The organism is Streptomyces sp. NPDC042336 (assembly GCF_055581985.1).
Genome location: NZ_JBVJEA010000003.1, coordinates 452,766 through 470,863 on the forward strand (window position 1 = coordinate 452,766; position 18,098 = coordinate 470,863).

The 18,098-nt window shown below is 69.5% G+C and carries 12 protein-coding genes and 1 pseudogene; 10 read left to right on the forward strand and 3 right to left on the reverse strand.

The window, feature by feature from the left end:
• Positions 1-166: 166 nt before the first annotated feature.
• From ACZ6IM_RS10700 to ACZ6IM_RS10735, 8 genes are all read left to right on the forward strand, one after another.
• Positions 167-871 carry a hypothetical protein gene (locus ACZ6IM_RS10700; protein WP_125503097.1) on the forward strand — a complete coding sequence of 235 codons (705 nt, stop codon included), beginning with the start codon at positions 167-169 and terminating at the stop codon, positions 869-871.
• Positions 872-1,061: 190 nt separating this feature from the next.
• Positions 1,062-1,703, forward strand: a complete 642-nt coding sequence (locus ACZ6IM_RS10705) for a sigma-70 family RNA polymerase sigma factor (protein WP_191880123.1) — start codon at positions 1,062-1,064, stop codon at positions 1,701-1,703.
• Positions 1,704-1,842: 139 nt separating this feature from the next.
• Positions 1,843-2,586: a hypothetical protein gene (locus ACZ6IM_RS10710; protein ID WP_125503093.1), complete on the forward strand. Its 744-nt coding sequence runs from the start codon at positions 1,843-1,845 to the stop codon at positions 2,584-2,586.
• Positions 2,587-2,738: 152 nt separating this feature from the next.
• On the forward strand, positions 2,739-3,335 hold the full coding sequence (locus ACZ6IM_RS10715) for a sigma-70 family RNA polymerase sigma factor (RefSeq protein ID WP_406718434.1): 597 nt from the start codon (positions 2,739-2,741) through the stop codon (positions 3,333-3,335).
• A gap of 212 nt (positions 3,336-3,547) precedes the next feature.
• Positions 3,548-3,802, forward strand: a complete 255-nt coding sequence (locus ACZ6IM_RS10720; RefSeq protein WP_164555573.1) for a hypothetical protein — start codon at positions 3,548-3,550, stop codon at positions 3,800-3,802.
• Positions 3,802-6,084: a heavy metal translocating P-type ATPase gene (locus ACZ6IM_RS10725; protein ID WP_191880120.1), complete on the forward strand. Its 2,283-nt coding sequence runs from the start codon at positions 3,802-3,804 to the stop codon at positions 6,082-6,084. The genes ACZ6IM_RS10720 and ACZ6IM_RS10725 overlap by 1 nt, the downstream gene beginning before the upstream one ends.
• 70 nt (positions 6,085-6,154) lie before the next feature.
• A complete protein-coding gene (locus ACZ6IM_RS10730; protein ID WP_125503087.1) occupies positions 6,155-6,667 on the forward strand; it encodes a copper chaperone PCu(A)C in 513 nt (170 codons plus the stop codon).
• A gap of 414 nt (positions 6,668-7,081) precedes the next feature.
• Positions 7,082-8,401 (forward strand): site-specific integrase, encoded by a 1,320-nt coding sequence (locus ACZ6IM_RS10735; protein ID WP_370405181.1) that lies wholly within the window; start codon positions 7,082-7,084, stop codon positions 8,399-8,401.
• A 1,159-nt stretch (positions 8,402-9,560) separates the two neighbouring features.
• On the opposite strand, the gene ACZ6IM_RS10740 is transcribed toward ACZ6IM_RS10735, so the two are convergent.
• On the reverse strand, positions 9,561-9,956 hold the full coding sequence (locus ACZ6IM_RS10740; protein ID WP_469555850.1) for a hypothetical protein: 396 nt from the start codon (positions 9,954-9,956) through the stop codon (positions 9,561-9,563).
• 333 nt (positions 9,957-10,289) lie between these two features.
• On the opposite strand from ACZ6IM_RS10740, the gene ACZ6IM_RS10745 reads away from it, so the two are divergent.
• Positions 10,290-10,607 (forward strand): hypothetical protein, encoded by a 318-nt coding sequence (locus ACZ6IM_RS10745; protein WP_376170246.1) that lies wholly within the window; start codon positions 10,290-10,292, stop codon positions 10,605-10,607.
• Positions 10,604-12,073, forward strand: coding sequence for a hypothetical protein (locus tag ACZ6IM_RS10750; protein ID WP_469555853.1), 1,470 nt, complete (start codon positions 10,604-10,606; stop codon positions 12,071-12,073). The genes ACZ6IM_RS10745 and ACZ6IM_RS10750 overlap by 4 nt, the downstream gene beginning before the upstream one ends.
• Positions 12,074-12,479: 406 nt before the next feature.
• Here the strand turns inward: ACZ6IM_RS10750 and ACZ6IM_RS10755 are convergent, their stop codons facing one another.
• Together ACZ6IM_RS10755 and ACZ6IM_RS10760 are read right to left on the reverse strand one after the other, a co-directional pair.
• On the reverse strand, positions 12,480-12,824 hold the full coding sequence (locus tag ACZ6IM_RS10755) for a protein NO VEIN domain-containing protein (RefSeq protein WP_469555856.1): 345 nt from the start codon (positions 12,822-12,824) through the stop codon (positions 12,480-12,482).
• A gap of 4,721 nt (positions 12,825-17,545) precedes the next feature.
• A pseudogene (locus tag ACZ6IM_RS10760) lies at positions 17,546-17,884 on the reverse strand (hypothetical protein); the annotation flags it as partial.
• Between the last annotated feature and the right edge of the window lie 214 nt (positions 17,885-18,098).

Consider the following 18,098-nt stretch of genomic DNA (forward strand, 5'->3'; position numbering starts at 1 on the left):
CCCGTCGTCACAGACGCACCTCCTTGGGGAGGCAGTCGAGTTCAACTCCCCTTGGGTTCCCGTGGGTTGACGTGACATGAATCACCGGGGGCGGGTTGAGTCGCAGGTCCGGGAACTTCTCGTACTCGCTCAAGACGGTGCGCCGGAAATGCAAGGATGAGCCGCCATGGGTGCTGGGTGGTGTCTCCGCACGACACGGGCCGCGATGTTCGCGGCCGTCTGCGTGCTGCTCGCCGCCCTGGGGCACGTCATGATGTCGGACGCCTCCGTGCCCTGGTGGGCCCTCGCCGTCGCGGTGGTCGCGTGCGGCGGGACGGCGTGGTGCCTGGCCGGCCGGGAACGCGGACTCCTCCTCGTCTCCTCCGTCGTGGTGGCCACCCAGTCGGCACTGCACGAATGGTTCTCCTACGCGCAGGAACTGTCGACGTCGTCGATGTCCGGGGGCGGTACGGCTCATGGCACGCCGTCCGCACACCACTCGGCCTCCATGGCTCACACCGGTCACGCCATGCACTCCATGACCCATGACGGATCCGCCTTGGAGCCGACGGGTGCCATGGACCCGGTGACGGGAACCGGCCACATCATGGGCGGCGAGATGTCCTCCCCGGGCATGCTCGCCGCCCACTTGCTGGCCGCGCTGCTGAGCGGCCTGTGGCTCGCGCACGGCGAACGCGCGGCCTTCCGCATCCTGCGGACCGTCGCCGGATGGCTGGCCGCCCCGCTGCGACTGCTTCTCGCCCTCCCGGCACCTCCGCGCCGCCCAGGCATCGTCCTGCGCCGTAGCCGCACGGACCGCAGTCCGTGCCGGCTGCTCCTGGTGTACGCGATCACTTCTCGGGGTCCGCCCGTGAGAACCGCTGTCCTCTGAGACAGCCGGTTCCCCGACACCGTTCCGGGTCTCTCACGCCCGAACGGCTTCGGGCACCAGGAGTGCGCCGCAGTACAGGCGTACTCCTGCCACCCCCTGCCCACACCGGATCCGCAGTGTGCCCCGAGCCGCCCGGTCCGGTCTCCGGATGTCCGCGTGCCGGCCCTCCGGACCCCGAAAAGGACACCAGGTGATCAGTCCCGCTCCTCCTGCCGCATGCGACAGGGCTTCGCACCCCACGAGAACACCTGAGGAACGCAAGTCGGCCGACGAGCTGATAACGGCCTGGGCGCTCACCGCCCGCAGTGGTGACCCGGAAGCGGTCGAGAAGTTCGTTCGCGCCCTCCAAAGAGACGTCCGGCACTTCGTCGGCTACCTCGGCGCCGACCCCCAAGCCGCCGACGACCTGGCGCAGGACACCTTCCTGCGGGCCCTGGGCAGCCTGCACCGTTTCGAGGGCCGCTCCTCCGCCCGCGTCTGGCTGCTGTCCATCGCCCGCCGGGCGGTGATCGACAGTTGCCGGCACGCGTCCGCCCGGCCGCGTCTCGCCGACACCGACGACTGGCAGGCCGCCGCCGAGCGTGCCCAGGAGCGCGGTCTGCCCGGCTTCGACGACGGCATCGCCCTCGCCGAACTGCTGGACGCGCTGCCCGCCGAACGCCGCGAGGCGTTCGTCCTCACCCAACTCGTCGGCCTCCCCTACGCGGAGGCGGCCGAGTTCAGCGGCTGCCCGATCGGTACGGTCCGCTCCCGGGTCGCCCGGGCCCGTGCCGCGCTGACGCAGTTACTGCACGAGGCGGAACGAGCCGACCCGGTGGGGGCTCCGGACTGACAAGGTGTCCTGAGCGGCTCGGGCCGACCGCCGGGAGCCTCGCAACCGGGCCGTGCGGGACTCGCTCCCGGCCGCGGTCCGGTCGGGTGGGTATCCCTGGTGTCAGCGGTTCGTCCGCAGAGTGCCAGGATGGGGCGCCATGTCCGCCGGTGGGTTTCTGCGTGTGCTGCGGGCCGCGGTGTTCGCGGCCGTCTGCGTGGTGCTCGCCGCCCTCGGCCACGTGCTGATGTCGGGGGAGGGGCTGCCCTGGTGGGTGCTCCTCTCCGGCGCCGTCGTGGTCGGTGCCGTCGGCTGGGCCTTCGGGGCCCACGAGCGTCGCCGCCGTACGGTGGCCGGCCTGACGGTCGCCGTCCAGACCTGCCTGCACATCGCCTTCACGCTCGCGCAGTCCGGCAACCGGCCCGCCATGGCGGCGGCCCCGGGGGACGCGCAGTCCCTTCGGCAATGGGCCGACCGCTTTCTCTGCGGTGCGGCCCCCACGCCCGAGCGGGTTGCCCGGGCCTATGACATCGCCGTGGCGGCGGGGCTGCACCCCACGGATCACCTGGCCTCTCACGGCGTCCACAGCATGGCATCGACGGGCCACGACATGACGCACCTGGCCGGCTCGTCCTCCTGGGGCATGCTGGCCGCCCACGTGCTGGCCGCCGTCCTGTGCGGACTCTGGCTGGCCCAGGGCGAAACCGCGGTCTTCAAGATGCTCCGCGCCTGCGCGGACCGCGCGTTCGTACCGCTGCGGCTGGTACTGGCCGTGCTCTGCCCACCCTCCTCCACCCAGCCCTCCTTCCGGCCGGCTCCGCGGCCGAGGCGGCGCCTGCGGCAACTCCTGCTCGCCCACGCCCTCACCACCCGGGGGCCTCCTGGGGAGACCGCTGTCGTCTGACAGCCGGATCACCGCCACCGCCTTCCACGCGGCGGCGGTCTCCCGTCCGCGCTTCCACGCGGCCGGATCTCCCCATCGCCCGTGCGACCGCCGACGGCACCTGTGCTGTGCCCGGCCCGTCCGCGCGGGACTGAAGGAAGGACCACAGGACCATGACCCCTGCCCTGCCCACCGCGACCGACGAGACGGTCACCGCCTGGGCGCTCGCCGCCGCTGACGGCGACAGCGAAGCGGTCGACCGTTTCGTCCGGGCACTGCAACGCGACGTACGCCGCTACGTGATGTACCTCGCCGACGACGCGCAGGCGGCGGACGACCTGACCCAGGACACGTTCCTGCGCGCCCTGACGGCACTGCCCCGGTTCGAGGGGCGTTCCTCGGCGCGCACCTGGCTGCTGTCGATCGCCCGCCGGGCCGTCATCGACAGCCTGCGCCGCGCCGCGTGCCGTCCCCTTACGGCATGGACCGACGACTGGCAGGCCGCGGCCGAACGCGCCCAGCCGACGGGACTGCCGGGCTTCGACGAGGGCGTCGCCCTCATGGAGCTGATCGACTCCCTGCCCGGCGACCGTCGTGAGGCGTTCGTGCTGACTCAGCTCCTCGGGCTGCCGTACGCCGAGGCCGCCGAGCTGAGCCGGTGCCCGGTCGGCACGGTGCGCTCCCGGGTGTCCCGCGCCCGGACGGCCCTGGCCGAGTGGGCGGCGGACGGGTCCGTCACCCGCCACCTGGCGGAACCCGCCGTGGCCTGACGACACGACCGGGCGCCGTTCCGGCCGTCGGCCGCCGCTCCAGGGCAGCGGCCGACGGCTGCCGGCCTTCCTGGAGCCTCTCGGGTCTCTCCAGTGACGGGCGTCACACTTGCCCTGAGGAACTGGAGCGCCTGCGGCACCGACTCCTGTACCGGTGCGGCTCGGTCCAGTGGAGGCCGTGCGGCGTGCGACGCGATCGGGAGAGTCGACAGATGGCCCAGACACGGCAACCCGCTTCCGGTACGCCGGCCGGCCTGCTGCGCCGTGTCCTGCCCCCTCCCGCCCTGTGCGGGTTCCTCGTGCTGCTGGTGCTGGTCTTCGCCGTCTCCTACGCCGTCGGCCGGAGCGTCGGCCCCGTCGCGCCCGGGATGCACGGCCCCAGGATCACCCAGGACGACCATGAGGGCGGCGGCACGGACACGGAAGACGACGACATGGGCGACATGAACCACGGGAGCGGACACTGATGGCCGGCGAACCGGCGTCCGTGGTGGAGGCGACCGACCTCGTGGTCGGCGGCATGACCTGCGCGGCCTGCGTGAAGCGGGTGGAGAAGAAACTGGCCAAGCTGGACGGCGTCACCGCGAGCGTGAACCTGGCCACCGGACGGGCCCGCGTGCACCATCCGCCCGACGTGCTCCCGGAACAGCTCGTCGCCGCCGTCGAACAGGCCGGATACACCGCAACGCTGCCCGAACCGCCCGAAGCGCGGCGCCCCGAGGACGGTGACGACGAGGATACGGAGACGGAGCAGGAACGCCACCGGCTGAGGGTCACCGTCCTGCTCGCCGTCCCCGTGCTCGTTCTGTCGATGGTGCCCGCCTGGCAGTTCCGCAACTGGCAGTGGCTGTGCTTCGTACTCGCCACGCCCGTCGTGGTCTGGGGCGCCTGGCCCTTCCACCAGCGGGCGGCGCGGGCACTGCGGCACTCCACCTCGACCATGGACACCCTGGTGTCGCTGGGCGTCGTGGCCTCCTTCGCCTGGTCCTCCTATGCCCTGTTCCTCGGCGGCGCCGGCGCCCCGGGCATGCGGATGCCCTTCAGCCTGGTGCCGACGGCATCGGACGGCGTCGCCCACATCTACCTGGAGGCCGCCGTCGGCGTCCCCCTGTTCGTCCTGGCGGGCCGGTACCTGGAGGCGAGGGCCCGGCGCGGCACCGGAGCGGCCCTGCGCTCACTGGCGGAACTGGCCGCCAAGGAGGTCGCCGTACGCGACGACACGGGCGAGCGCCGCATCGCGATCGAGGACCTCCGGGCGGGCCAGATCTTCGTCGTACGGCCCGGGGAACGCGTGGCCACCGACGGCACCGTCGTCGAAGGCAGTTCGGCCGTCGACCTCTCCCTGGTCACCGGGGAGAGCGAGCCGGCCGAGGTCGGTCCCGGCACGGCCGTGATCGGCGGCAGCGTGAACGTCGGCGGCCTGCTGGCGGTGCGGGCCACCGCGGTCGGCGCCGACACCCGGCTGGCCCGCATCACCCACCTGGTCACCGAGGCGCAGGCCGGCAAGGCGCGGGCACAGCGCCTCGCCGACAAGGTCGCCGGCGTCTTCGTACCGGTCGTACTCACCCTGGCCGCCACCGTCCTCGGCTTCTGGCTCGGCGCGGGCGCCGACCCGCAGGCCGCGATCACCGCCTCCGTGGCCGTCCTGGTCGTCGCCTGCCCCTGCGCCCTCGGCCTCGCCACCCCGACCGCCCTGATGGCCGCCACCGGCCGTGGTGCTCAACTGGGCGTCCTGGTCAGCGGCCCACAGGCTCTGGAAGGACTGCAGCACATCGACGCCGTGGTCCTCGACAAGACCGGCACCCTGACCTCCGGGCACATGAGCGTCGCCCGGGTCACGGCCGCCCCCGGCGGCATCGGCGAGGAACGGGCGATCAGGCTCGCGGGCGCGGTCGAGCAGGGCTCCGAGCACCCGCTGGGCCAGGCCGTCACGGCCCACGCCCGACGCACCGCACCGGACGGCACGCTGCCGGACGTGACCGGCTTCGCGGCACTGCCGGGACGCGGCGTGCGCGGGAACGTCGACGGCCGGCTGGTGGAGGTGCTGGCCCCGGACGACGAGCTGCCCGCCCCCTTGGACAAGGCGCTGTCCGCCGCCGAGACGGCCGCCCACACGCCCGTCGTGGTCCGCGTCGACGGTGTGACCGAGGCGCTCGTCGAGATCGGAGACGTATTGCGGCCGGGCAGCTACCGGGCCGTGGACCGGCTACGGCGTCTGGGGGTACGGCCGGTGCTGGCCACCGGAGACCGTGAGGCACCCGCCCGCGCCGTCGCCACCGCCCTGCGCATCGACGACGTACGTGCCCGCTGCGCCCCCGAGGACAAGGCCCGGCTCGTCCGCGAACTACGGGAAGGGGGCTACCGGGTCGCCGTCGTCGGCGACGGAGTCAACGACGCCGCCGCCCTGGCCGGGGCCGACCTCGGCATCGCCATGGGCACCGGCACCGACGTGGCGATCGGAGCCGCCGACGTCACCCTGGTCCGCGGAGACATCGACGCCCTCGCGGACGCCGTCCGCCTCTCCCGCAGCACGCTGGCCGCAATCCGCGTCAACCTGCTGTGGGCCTTCGGCTACAACGTCGTGACCGTGCCCCTGGCCATGGTCGGCCTGCTCAACCCGATGCTGGCCGCCGCCGCGATGTCCGTCAGCTCACTCCTCGTGGTCGGCAACAGCCTGCGGCTGCGTGCCTGGCGGCCGTCACCGGCCGGCAGCCGTCCGTCCGCATCGCCGGCCCGGACCGCACGGTGACGCCCGAACCGCCCGAGCCCGGACCTGTGTCCCCTGCCCGCCACCCGACACCGAGTGGGGAGACCTCTCGATGACATCCCCCGCCTGGGCACCCACCCGCCGCCGACTCGCGGACACCGCCCTGACCGCCCTGGCCCCGGTCTGCGCCTGTGTGCTGGCTCTGGGCGGCCTCGCGGTCTGGACCGCCACGGGCAACGCCGGTACCCCCGCGCGCATCGGCGTCGCTGACGCGCAGCTCTACCTCCCGTCCCAGGGAGTTCCGGAAACCGCAGCGTTCTTCAGAATCACCAACACAGGGGGCGCGCGGGACCGCCTGGTCGAGGTGACCTCGCCGGAGGTGGCCGAGGACATCTCCCTCAGCAGCCACCGCATGACCGCGACCGGCGCCGCCTACCGCTGGCCCACCGACTCCCTGCCGATTCCCGCGGGCGGTACCCTCGACATGTCCCCGTTCACCAGCGACGTGACCGTCCCGGCCACGGCACGCTGGGAGGCCGGAGACCTCGTGCCCTTCACCCTTCACTTCGAGCACAGCGGACGGGTGGAAGCCCTGGCCGTGGTCGTCCGGCCCGGAACCGAATGACAACGGCACGCGAAGACGTACGACAGCCGAAACGACCAGGAGAGGGCGCACGCTGACTGCGGCGGGACATCGGCACCGGCCCGGTACCTGCTGGAACGCCACTGGCCTTGCGGACATGGCGAGGTGTGCGACACGGAAACCCTGGACGGGAACGACGAGGTCTGACAAGCGCCTGAGCTCCCGGTCCACCGGCTGTCGCGACGCCGCGTCAGCTCGGACGCCGGAGCGCGGAGCAGCGGGTGCGAAGCCGGAGGTGGCGGGTGGACCACACCAAGCCCACCGGGAGGGCCCGCACCCGCACAGCGTCGATGGGATGCCCACTCTCATGAGAGTGCTGAGGCCCGGTCCTGGTTGGTGACGAGCGGAACATAGACCGTGATCGCCGGTTGGCCAAACCGGCGATCACGGCAATCCTTGGAGGAGCTCGTCAGCCCCCCGGGCTTGGTGTTCGACATGAACACAGAAGGCTGCGCTGGGGCTCCCACACTCCAAGGAAAGCGAGTAGTCCTGTCTTATCCGATCAAGAAGCTCGCCCCGGATGCCAAGGGGAAGGTTCGGTACCGGTTTGTGGTCGATGCAGGCCCCGATCCGGTTACCGGGAAACGCAAGCAGGTGACGCGTACGTTCGGGACGCTGAGGGAGGCGAAGGCGGAGTACGCGAGCATCGTGCATCGTCGCTACGAGGCGGCGCGAGCACCGTTCAGTCAGGTCACGGTGGGCGAGTGGCTCGAGCAGTGGCTATCCATGAAGGCGGAGGATCTGGAGGAGAGCACTGCCTACAGCTACACCATGACCCTGGCCCGGGTCCGCGGAAGGCTCGGGCATATCAGGCTCCAGGACCTCACCGAGGACCATGTCGAGGCATGGATGCGATGGGCGCTCCAGGAGGGGCGTGGGCGGGGAGGGAAGCCGGGCACCGGTCTGGGGGTGACCTCGGTCGAGATGTCGCTGGCTCGGCTGAAGGAGGCGCTTGACCGGGCAGTGACACGGGGCTTGGTCCGGGTGAACGTCGCTCGGGAGGTGACCGTTCCCCGTATGGCACGCAAGGCAGAGCGCAGGGCCAGGGCGGCAGTGCCGCCGTGGAGCGTCGCGGAAGTGCGCGCTTTCGTTCGTGCGATCGCAGGTGACCGCCTGCAGGCACCGTTCTTTCTCGCTCTGATGGGTCTTCGGCCAGCGGAGATCTGTGGCTTGCGCTGGGCGGACGTTGACCTGGACGAAGCCACGGTGTTCATCACCAACACCCGGACGGTCATGGGGAACGACATCGTGGTGGAGAAGGACGCCAAGTCGCTCGCCGGTGAGCGGCAGCTTCCTCTGCCGGCTCCGGTGGCGGCTGCCTTGACCGCGTTCCGGGATGTTCAGGCAGACGAAATGACGGCGGCGGGGCAGGGGTACGAAGGCAGCGGCTACGTTCTCGTAGACGCTCGGGGCAGGGCGCTCAACGGACGTCAGCTGCGTGAGCGGGCCTACAAGGTCATGGACCGCAGCGGGCTGCGTCGGGTCCGTCTGTACGACGCCCGTGCGAGCTGCCTGACGTACCTGGCGAACCACGGGGTCCCCGACCATCTCCTCGCCCGGTGGGCCGGCCACGCCGACGTCCGGACCACGAAACGCTGGTACGTGAAGCCGGATGTGGAGGACCTGCGGCCGACGGCGGACACGTGGGGAGGTCTGGCGAGTGGCTCCGCCCCCGTTCACGAAGAGAATGTGAGATGTGGGAGCGTGAACGGGTGAGTGAGAAGAACGTCGACACCATGCAATACCGCTTTGACGGGCCGGAACAGGCCCCGGTCCTCGTCATGGGGCCGTCCCTCGGTGCTACATGGCACAGGTTGTAAAGACCGTCCGGGGGCGTCTATGCCGGTCCAGCGCGGGCACGAAGTACCAGGTCAGGGCCTTCTGGTCCGGGAGAGGCCGCACAGTTGGTGATGGCTGCGTGATAGGCGAGTGATACGGCGAGGCCCCGCCGGGGTCCGTCCTGACGGGACTTTGAGTCGAGCCGTGAGACGACGAAGTCATCGGAGCGCTCCGGTGCGGCTTCGTCTGAGATCGGCTGCGCTGGCGCGCACGATGCGGCTGGCGCTTCATGCGGTCCGTGTTCCTGTGACGCTTCCAGGGTGCGCATACTTTGCGATTGCACTCGTTGGGAGAGGAGTTTATGTATTCCTGGCGTGCGTTGTCAGTGCCTCCTTGCTTGCCCGGACCTCGGATGCACAAGCATTCCGTCCCGTGGCGGACTGGTAGACGAGCCGGGGCCATCCGAGCATGCCAAGGCACGCTGCGTCCCGGCCGCCCGTGGGTGATGACCACAGGCACCCTCCGCCCTGCATGAACCATCGGCACGCTCCTCCCGGGCGATGGAGGTAGCTCTCCCAGCCTTCTTAGGTGCGTTTCACTCGCCTTGGCTCCACGTGGTGACACCTTTCCTGCTGGGTGTAACCGCCGGGGACGTCCGCGCCGACGGAGATCCAGAAGGGTTCGGAATCGCGGAAGTGCCCGCCGCCCGTGTGCCACTCCAGTCCGGGGTATTGGTGGCGTAGAGATCGAAGCGCGGCTGAGGCGAGTCCGAACCGCTTGTAGCCAGGATAGGAGACGGGTGATTCCACCCAGCCGATCGCGCAAGGCCGGCACACCACGTATTCGACCTCGAACGCGACTTCGTCCCCCACGTAGGCGACTCGGATACGCCAGCCTGTCCGTTCGTACGCCCCGGCAGGCCGGTCCAGCCACGGCCTCGGTGGGGTGGCGGTTGGGTCGAAGCGATAGATCTCGGGATATGCCCATCGGCGGAGTCGGTCGCGCCATGTCGGTTTCTCGGGCCACGCGTGGATCCAATGGACGTGGTGGGCGAGTTCTGCCACGTTGCGGATCGCGGCTTCTGGTCCCGCTTCGGTCATAGCTGTTCCAGGCCGAGCCGGCCGAGACGGGAGCGTATTGCGGAGGGCTGTCGTCCGAATTCGGTGGCCAGTACGTCGTAGTCGCGCTGCCCCGCTCGGTACAGGGAGAGGAGTCTCTCTTCGTCGGCGCTGCTCCACGCCTTGCCGAAGTTCGGGTAGCGGGCGCGGAGTTGATCCGGATCCACGCGCTGGCTGGTGCTGGGGGCGTGGACGACTTCGATGGATTTGACGGTGCCCATGGGGAAGCGCACGCGCTCCGTGTCGCCGACCCACAGGATCAGGTGGTCGTTATCGAACGTGATCCGGTCGGCCGGGATGGTCACTGCACGGCGTCGGCAGTCATCGTCGTCTGGGTCGGATATGAACTCGGTGAAGCTGATGCGGAACGACACGCGACTGGTAGATTCCCCCATGGCTTCAGCTTGCCGCAATGGTCCCTTAGGAAACAGGCTGGCGCTTCGTGCTGCGATCGGAATCAGCCGGGGCGGATTACTGGCCGAGCACCTGACGGCAGCTCTAGTGACGAGGTCACCGAGCCGTGAGTGGCGGGCACGCCGTGTCTTGCCCGGATGCTACTGCGAGCCCAGCGTGACTTGGGACGTCTCGAACTTCACGCCCCTCCACCACCCGCCAGGCAGCGATCTGCACCACACCCGCACGCCCCGGTCATAGGCGCCGCGATGTCCGGGCGTCCCAAGGGTTGGGGGCCGATGTAGGCTCCCGCCATGCTGATCTTTGAATACCGGGGCGAGACCGCGAACTTGAAGGTGCTCGCGCGGGAGATCGAGGCAGATCCGCACCTCGCAGGAAAATGCACCCTCACACTCACACCCCTGCGCCAGGACAGACGCGATTCCTTGCGTCACGGGCAGTGGGCGGAGATCGCCGTCTCCGTCGTTGCCGGACTGGCTACGAACACGCTGCACGACGCTCTCAAGGCCCTGGTCGAGCGCGCACGTGACCGCGGACCAGTGGACGAGTTGGGTCCTCGTCCCGAAAGCGCCGACGAGGACCCGGAAAGCCCGGAAGGCGCAGCCCAATGACCGTCCATTCCCCCCGCCTGCAGAACTCCAGCGGCGCCGAGTTGAACTTGCGCAGCCAAATCCTCTTCCAGGACCCGACCCGCACGCGCACCAAGGGCCTCGTCACCTCAGTCGCCTCCTGGCACAAGACCTACGTGCACGAGAGCAGCCACTGGGCGCGCTATCACGGATCAACCGTCGGCGTCCTGCTGAGCCTGTTACGGCGAACGAGAGACCAACTGGCCGCTTACACGATCTCCCGGATGAGCCGGCAGCAAACCGAGCTCCTCCATGGGGCCCGGAGTAACGGGCTGCCCTTCCTCTCCTTCAAGCGCTATCCCCAGTACACAAGCGGAGAGCTGAGATACAACGAGCTGGACTGGCTCAATCTCTACCATGCCTACTACGTTCTGCTGGACCCGGAGGGCCTGAGGGAGTCCGATGCCACGTCCTGGGACACCCAGGCGGCGTTCGAGCACTCCCTGGAAGACGCGTGGCGCCAGAGCGCGGGCGCGGAGATGGTGGAGCGCCCTGAGGACACGCCCGTCAGTATTACAGGGGCCTTGAAGCTCATAGACACCTCCGAAGGCCCGCTCAGCACACGCACCTTGTTCGAGTGCGCGGCGGTGATCGACGAGCTCTTCCAGTTCGAGGGCGCCTTCTTGCGGATGGCCGACCCGACACTGCGGGAGTTGCTGCTTGAGGAGATGAGTGGCGAGTACGGGCTTCCGTGGCGCCTGGCGAGCGCCCTGGCGGGAAGGGAGCTTGGTGGGAGCGTTGTCCTGGCGCTCATCGACTTCGCGCTGAACCCGGTGGTCCCGGGCCTGACTTCTGCCGACCCGTCCGTCGACTGGAGGGAGCTGTACCCTCCCTACCGCTTCGCGGCGGCGGCAAAGGCGATGGCGGACTGGAAAAGCGACCTGGAATTCCAGTACCCGAGTCATGAGATGACGGTTCACTTCCAGCACATGCTGGCCCAACGCAGCGGGCTCCGGATGGGGCGCGTGGCTTCCCGCCTGTCCGGACTCTCCACGCTGCGGGAGGCCGCCACCATCCCCATGCACCTGGCCCGACGCACCCCGGCCGTCTCCTTCCTGTGCGCCTCACGCCTGCTCGATCTCCGCGAGCAGGATGCCTGCGCGCTCACCCACTACGGCGTCAACTTCCTCAATGACCGGGCACTCAGGTTCATCGACCCCGACCCGGACATGTGGTGGCTGTTCCCCATGTTCCGGGTGAGCCAGGGTGAGTACCGATGGCCGGCGGAGCACGTGAACCTCAACGAGGCCACGGACCTGCTGATCAGCGCCGCCGTGGCGTCCGCGTACGACGACGTACTGCACGGCACCGGCCCTCTCGCCTCGGATCACCTTCCCCGTGCCCTCTTCGAGGACCGCGCCGAGGTCGGGGCGCTGAACAAGGTCCTTAAGGACTCGACGGGCCTGGACTTGGGCTGGCGTACAGGTCTGAACCCTCAACATCCGTGACGGCCGGGTGGAGACAGGTCAGATCAGGATGTCGACGGCTCGGTACAGGTGGGTGCCGTGGGCCTACTTCTTGATCTCGGCGCGGCCGAGAACGGTGATGCGGTGCTGGCGTGCGAATGCGGCGGCGAGGTCGGTGAAGTCGGCCGAACCGATCATGATTGATTCGTGCCCGGTAGCGCTTGCACTGGAGGCCGGCTGGGCGGGTACGTGTCCGGCAATGCCCAGGACGCGCGCTCGCAGTGGCAAGCCGACGTCCTCCACCTTCACCAGCTGTACCGGTACAAATGACAACGTCTGTTAGCCCAGCTGGCTATGTAACGACTCAGGCTTGGAGGGGTCGCGTGTGACAAACGGGCCAGTGCCCGATGCCGGTCGGGGGACGTGTACTCCGGCGGGGCTATAAAGCTCAAAGCCGGTACGAGAAGCGCAGCGAGCCGCCTTCCTCCCGGTAGCGTCCGCGTCCGCGTTTCGCGTAGGGATTGGGGAGCATGCGGATGTTCATCCGGTCCGGGGTAAGGGCGTGGGTGACCATGAGGAGGCGCCAGCGGTCGTTGCCCGCGTGTTGCTGGGCTGCGCGTACCTCGCTCTCTCCCAGCTCGAAGCGCCCGCCGTCGCCCTGGGTCGCCTTGACTTCGAACATGTAGGGTCGCCGGCCGGAACCGATCCGGAAGTCGTAGCCGAGACCGTTGTCACCGGGCGGGCCGGGGAAAGCCTTTCGGCGGTTCGTCGACACCCAGCTGGTCTCGTCCATGCTGTCCGGGTAGGCGCGCACAGCCACTGGTAGGCGTACCACTCACCTAGGTATCCGATGGCCTCCCGCTGAGCCGCGGTCAGTCCGCTGTCCGGGCTGCCGCCGTATCGCCCGCCGCGCGAACGACCGGTGGAGGATGCCCGCCGGGCGCCGGTCAGCGTCTGGGGATCGGTGAAGCGGAGCGGCCCGGCGGCGACTCCCGGTATGGCCCCGTTTTCGAAGACGCGCTGGAGTTCGCGGGTCAGGGTTGTGAAGTCGCCGTCATACACGTCGAAGGCTCGGCCGCCGACGGAGATCGACCGCCGTCGACGCTCCTGTTCGCGGCGGGCGTGTTCGGCCGCGTTGCGTACGCGGTCCAGGTCAGTCTCGGTCAACCCATGCCGGTCGAGATCCGTTGTCGGAGGCATCCCGGCGGGCCACTGGCCGAGCACGGCCAGCCAGGCGACGACATCTGCGGCAGCCAGCGGGCGGAAGTCCAGTGCGCCCGCCGCTTCCAGCCGTGCAGTGACCTCGGTGGCGGGCTCGGAGCCGGCCAGCGCCGGTGGCAATGGGTGCCGGGCGGCATTGACCAGGACCGCGAGGTCGGCGGCCAGGTCGGTGATCGTACGGAGGTTCGCGCTGCGGACCTGGTCGAGGGCGGGCAGGCGTTCACCCGCGTGGGGCGCCGGGCGGCCCAGCTTCCGTGTCAGCTCCTCCTCGATGTGCCTCTCCAGGCGCTCGGAGCCGGCCGTATCCACGGTGCAGGCCCATGCCGCAGGTACGCTGATCCACTTCAGGGCGCTCAGCAACGGCCAGTGGGGCATCGGGCGCCGGGCGTCGAAATCGTTCAGTGCCGCCCAGCGCAGCCGGTTCACGAGATCCTTCCTGTGGAGGTCCAGGTAGGCGTGGAGCGCTTCCTGGTGCTCGTCCGCGTGGCTGATCGGTTCCATGGGCGGTGTCATGGAGCGCAGGGTGTCGTTCAGCTCGGCGAAGCCGACGCCCAGAGCGTGCCGCAGCTCGTCCGTGCTGCGCGCCGCACGGGCTTGGGCTATGAACTCCGATGCATCAAGCGGGAGTTGAGTGGCATGCTTCTCCAGGCCGGCCTGGAGCTCCCGCGTGTCGGCCGGTGGCGGCACGAGCAGCGTGTCAGCTGTCGTCGCGCCGAGCAGGTGGACGAGGAAGGGGCGGCAGCGCTCCACAACCACGCCGATGGCCCCGTCGATGCGTCGCCTCGTCTCCTCGATCTGGTGGACGGTGACTTCCAGGGCATCGGCGAGCTCGTCCTGGCCGGGGTCGGTGAGGTTGGCGTGGCGGGCGGCGAGGACGTGGGTGGCCAGGCGGAGCCGGATGCCGAACTCCCGCCTTTTCAACAACTCGGCCGTTGCCTCCACTATGCGGGTCGTCTCGTGCCAGCTCGGTTCGGACTCCGGGGCGAGGAGAAGGGGGTACTTCGGATCCGGCAGCGGCAGCACTCCGCCGAGACGGGTCGGCAAGGTCACGGGCTGGCCGTCCAGCTCGATTTTCCAGGAGCGGTAGCGGTGCAGGCGCACGCTCTTCACTGCAGAGGTCAGCTCGTTCAGTTCCGCCTCACTCGCCCGGGGGCCGCGGGCCAGGTGATCGGCGAGGACACCCACCGCCAGGGCGAGCCAGGGCAGTTGATCGACCAGGGGCTCTCCCATGGTGACGGGGTCTACCTGCTGGCCGTCCACGGTCACGGTGAACGTCACATCGTCGGTGTGACGGACAGTCTCGGGATGGCCAGGTGCCAGCAGTCCGGCAGCCTTCGCTGCGACACCGGGAACGACGAGCAAGGGGCGCGCCATTTCGCGTACCAGCAGCGCGGTCAGGCCATCGCGCTGGTCGCTGATGTAGAGCACGGTCTGCCCGTCGTCCAGGCCGGGCAACGGCATGCCGATGAGCTGTTCCCGGGACTCGACGAGCAGAGTCGTGTCGCTGGGCAGTGCCGGGCGTGGGTGCTGTACCAGGTGCTTCCAGGCGCGTTCGTTGGCGCGTTGCACGGCAGGCCGGTCCTCGGCCCCCAGCGCGCCCTGCGACGCGAGCAGACCCAGCGCGGCAAGGGCGCGAGCGCTGTCGCGGGGGTCGTCCCAGGTCGGCATCCTCATCTCACGCAGCCGGTCACGGGCCTTGTCCAGCTCTAGCAGATGGCGCACTCGGTGGTCGACGGTTGGCGCATAGGCGGGCTCCTCTTCCAGCCCGGGCGGGCAGTGCCACGCGTCGGCCGGCCGTACGAATCTGACGGCGCGGTCACGCCCCCGCACCGGAAGCCATGGCTGCTCCCGAACGAAGGCGGCGAGAGGGGTCAGCGCCCGTTCCCTGTCCGTGCTTCGGCTCCCCGCACTGGTCCAGGTGCTGGTGAAATACATGTCTTCCCAGTGCGCCAGGCCATGCAGAACCAGGCGCGCGTAGGCCAGCCGGGCACTGTGGCCGAGCCGTTCGACGACGTCCTGACCGGGAAGCTGATAGGCGGGGGAACCTTGGTAGGACGTCCGAGGGTAGGAAGCATGGGACCAAGGGCGGTCGATATACGGTTCCCACTGCTCCCGCACCGTCAAGGCCACCTTGGCCATGCGGACCAACTGCCGGGTGGTGAGATCCTGGCCGTCCGCCCACCTTTGGGCGTCGGGGGAGGAAACTGGCACGAGTCCGTCGGCCACCCCTGACTCCGAAAGGAATGCCCGCCACTCGTCCGAGGTATCGCCCCGCTTCACGAACTCATCCGGCGCGGCGATGAGGTGCTCAGCGATCACCTTGAGGTTCTTTGACACGTCCTGCCCAGCAGCGACCACCGTTGCCAGGTCCTCGCCAACGGAGCCACGGCCCCAGCCCTTGCCGAACACACCGTCGCTCGCCTTGATCAGCCTGCCGTCCACGGACGGTACGTACAGCCCCAGCGACGAGACCGTCGTGCCGCCCAACGAACGCCGCGGCTGCCACAGCCGGAAGACGAACCGCAGGGTCTGCAGCCGGAGCCGGTGGTCGGTGCTCGCACCGAGCGCCTGCCGGACGTGGTCCAGCAGGCCCCTCATGTCGAACGGCCGGACAATCCCCGCGTCCTCGAGGAACGCGCGGGCGGGTAGCCTCCGCCCACGCTTGCTGTGGTCGTTCCAGACCAGCCCGGGATGCAGGGAGAAGAGACGCTTGCCGAGGAGGGCAGGGACGGAGGGTGCCTCTGCGAGGTTCATGTCCGCGCGCACCGGTTGGAAGAATGCCTCGCGCCGGGCTCCGCGACCACTCACCTTGCGCGGGAAACTCGACCTGGCCGCAGGGTGGTTGGCGTGGCGCAGCGTTTCGTCCTCCGCAAGCAGCAGCTTCCTGCCGCGCAGGACGTGCCCGTCGTCTTGGAAGAGCACGGCCAGATCCTCGTACAGTTCGCTCCACTGGTCGAGGACCGCGTCGGGACGGGGCGCGGAACGCGGACGGGGTGCGGCAGGGGATGAAGGAGCGGGGCGGGAGGCCGGACGGGGGAGGGTTGCGACGATCCGCTCCACATGCCCAGCTAGTGTCTCCCGGTCCGGCTCCAATGGGCAGGCGAGGGACTTGCACGTGGCCGCCAGCCGATGAAGGCGTTCGCCGCCCACGGCCGGGTCCGCCACCACGACTCCCGATGCGTGGGCGCGGTGTGTTGTGAGGACGGTCAACTCAAGGTCAGGCCACAGGATCGCGACCCGGGGGGATGCCCAGGCCGCATCCCGCTTGGCGTCATCGGCGGCGTGAACAGGTACGAGTGGCACGTCGGCGAGATCGCTGCCGTGTACTCGCCGGGCTGCCGCGCGCAGCAGCCCGGCTGAGCCTTTGCCGCTCTCCCAGCTCACGAGATCCACGGCCAGCCGCCCCAATTCGGCCTGCGGCACCGCGCGCAACATCGCTGCAGCCGCGAGGCAGGTCTCGGCGACGGAGTCGAACAGCAGCGTATTGAGCGGGTGTTCAGAGGGCAGGCCGGTGCGGTCGATCTTGGTGAAGAACGGGGCGTTCACATGACCGGGGAACGGCGCCGTCAGATCCTCGCCCATCGGCAAGAAGGTATAGATCTGCCCCCGTCGCGGCCGTCGCACGGCGGGCAGCGGAACGGCAATCTCCACTGCTGCGGACGAAGTCCACCGCTGCCAGGTGTCGTCGAGGAGCCCTAGGCCCACGGCCTCGTCGAGCGCGCTGTTCAGACGCTTCTTCTCCACGCTGCCCCGGGCCACGAGAAACGTTCCAGAGAGCCCCAGATCCACAGTCGCGAAGGAGACGGCAAGCTGCTCTCCCGCCGTGCCCGTCGTGGCGAATCGCTCCTCGGACCGGGTCAGTTCCCACCGCTCAGCGGCCTCGCCGCCGGTGGCCCGTCGCTCCAGCGTCAGGCTCGCGAGTCGGTCGAGGAACAGCATCACGGGCGCCTTCGCCTCCGCGAGCTCGCGAAGCCGCAGCCGGACCTCGGCCCGGGCCGCCTCATTCAGAAGAGGCAGTCGCACAACGGTCACATGCCCCTCGGCGGCGAGCTCCCGACAGATCGTCGGCACCTCGTCCAGCGGCAAGGGCACCTGAAGCGGCGGAAACTCAGCGGCCACCTCGTGGGCGTTTGGTTCATCGCCCAGGAACGCCTCAACATTGCCCCTGTGCGCGAACCGGAAGCAATAGCCGTCCAGTTCACGACCGTTGGGGCCGTCAGGATCGGCGCTAAAGATCTCGGGCGCGTCGCTGATCAACAGGACGCTTCGGAACCCGACGCCCTTGTTCCCGATCCCCTCCCCAACCGCCTTGGAGCTCTGCGCCAGCTCGCAGACCCTCTCGACGTTCCTCCACGTGAAGGGCGTGCCGCCATTGGCGACGTACAACGTCCCCCACTCGCCCTCTTCCTCATCCAGCAGCACATGCACCTGGCCGTCACACCGGCCCCTTGGGTGTGCGTCATAACCGTTCTGCAGCAGCTCGAAGAGCGAACGCCCGGCGTACTCCCGCGCACTCGTGTAAGACACGGCATTCACCTGCCGTGCCAGCCGCCGCACCTGCTCCGACCGCGCCCCCTCCAACACGAATCGCCCGAATCTGCGTAGCTGCTCCGCACGGTCGACACCTGCCATGGGTCCCCTCCCAACTCACCGTGGGGGAACGCTATCTCGTGCCACTGACATTTATGGGCCTGCCGGAAACGACCATTGCGCCGCCCGAGTGCGGGGCGGCGCAGGGGCCCTGGCAAGGATGCGCAGGATGGCCGGTCGCGAGCAGCCCGGCGGCAACGCAACGTGACCGAAGCCACTCTGTGTTACCGGCCGGTTCGCATGATCCCCTTGTGGA

Coding starts and splice junctions, on each gene's coding strand:
- ACZ6IM_RS10710 (WP_125503093.1), top strand. CDS start 1,843: ATGTCCGCCGGTGGGTTTCTGCGTGTGCTGCGGGCCGCGGTGTTCGCG.
- ACZ6IM_RS10730 (WP_125503087.1), top strand. CDS start 6,155: ATGACATCCCCCGCCTGGGCACCCACCCGCCGCCGACTCGCGGACACC.
- ACZ6IM_RS10725 (WP_191880120.1), top strand. CDS start 3,802: ATGGCCGGCGAACCGGCGTCCGTGGTGGAGGCGACCGACCTCGTGGTC.
- ACZ6IM_RS10750 (WP_469555853.1), top strand. CDS start 10,604: ATGACCGTCCATTCCCCCCGCCTGCAGAACTCCAGCGGCGCCGAGTTG.
- ACZ6IM_RS10715 (WP_406718434.1), top strand. CDS start 2,739: ATGACCCCTGCCCTGCCCACCGCGACCGACGAGACGGTCACCGCCTGG.
- ACZ6IM_RS10755 (WP_469555856.1), bottom strand. CDS start 12,824: ATGGACGAGACCAGCTGGGTGTCGACGAACCGCCGAAAGGCTTTCCCC.
- ACZ6IM_RS10745 (WP_376170246.1), top strand. CDS start 10,290: ATGCTGATCTTTGAATACCGGGGCGAGACCGCGAACTTGAAGGTGCTC.
- ACZ6IM_RS10720 (WP_164555573.1), top strand. CDS start 3,548: ATGGCCCAGACACGGCAACCCGCTTCCGGTACGCCGGCCGGCCTGCTG.
- ACZ6IM_RS10700 (WP_125503097.1), top strand. CDS start 167: ATGGGTGCTGGGTGGTGTCTCCGCACGACACGGGCCGCGATGTTCGCG.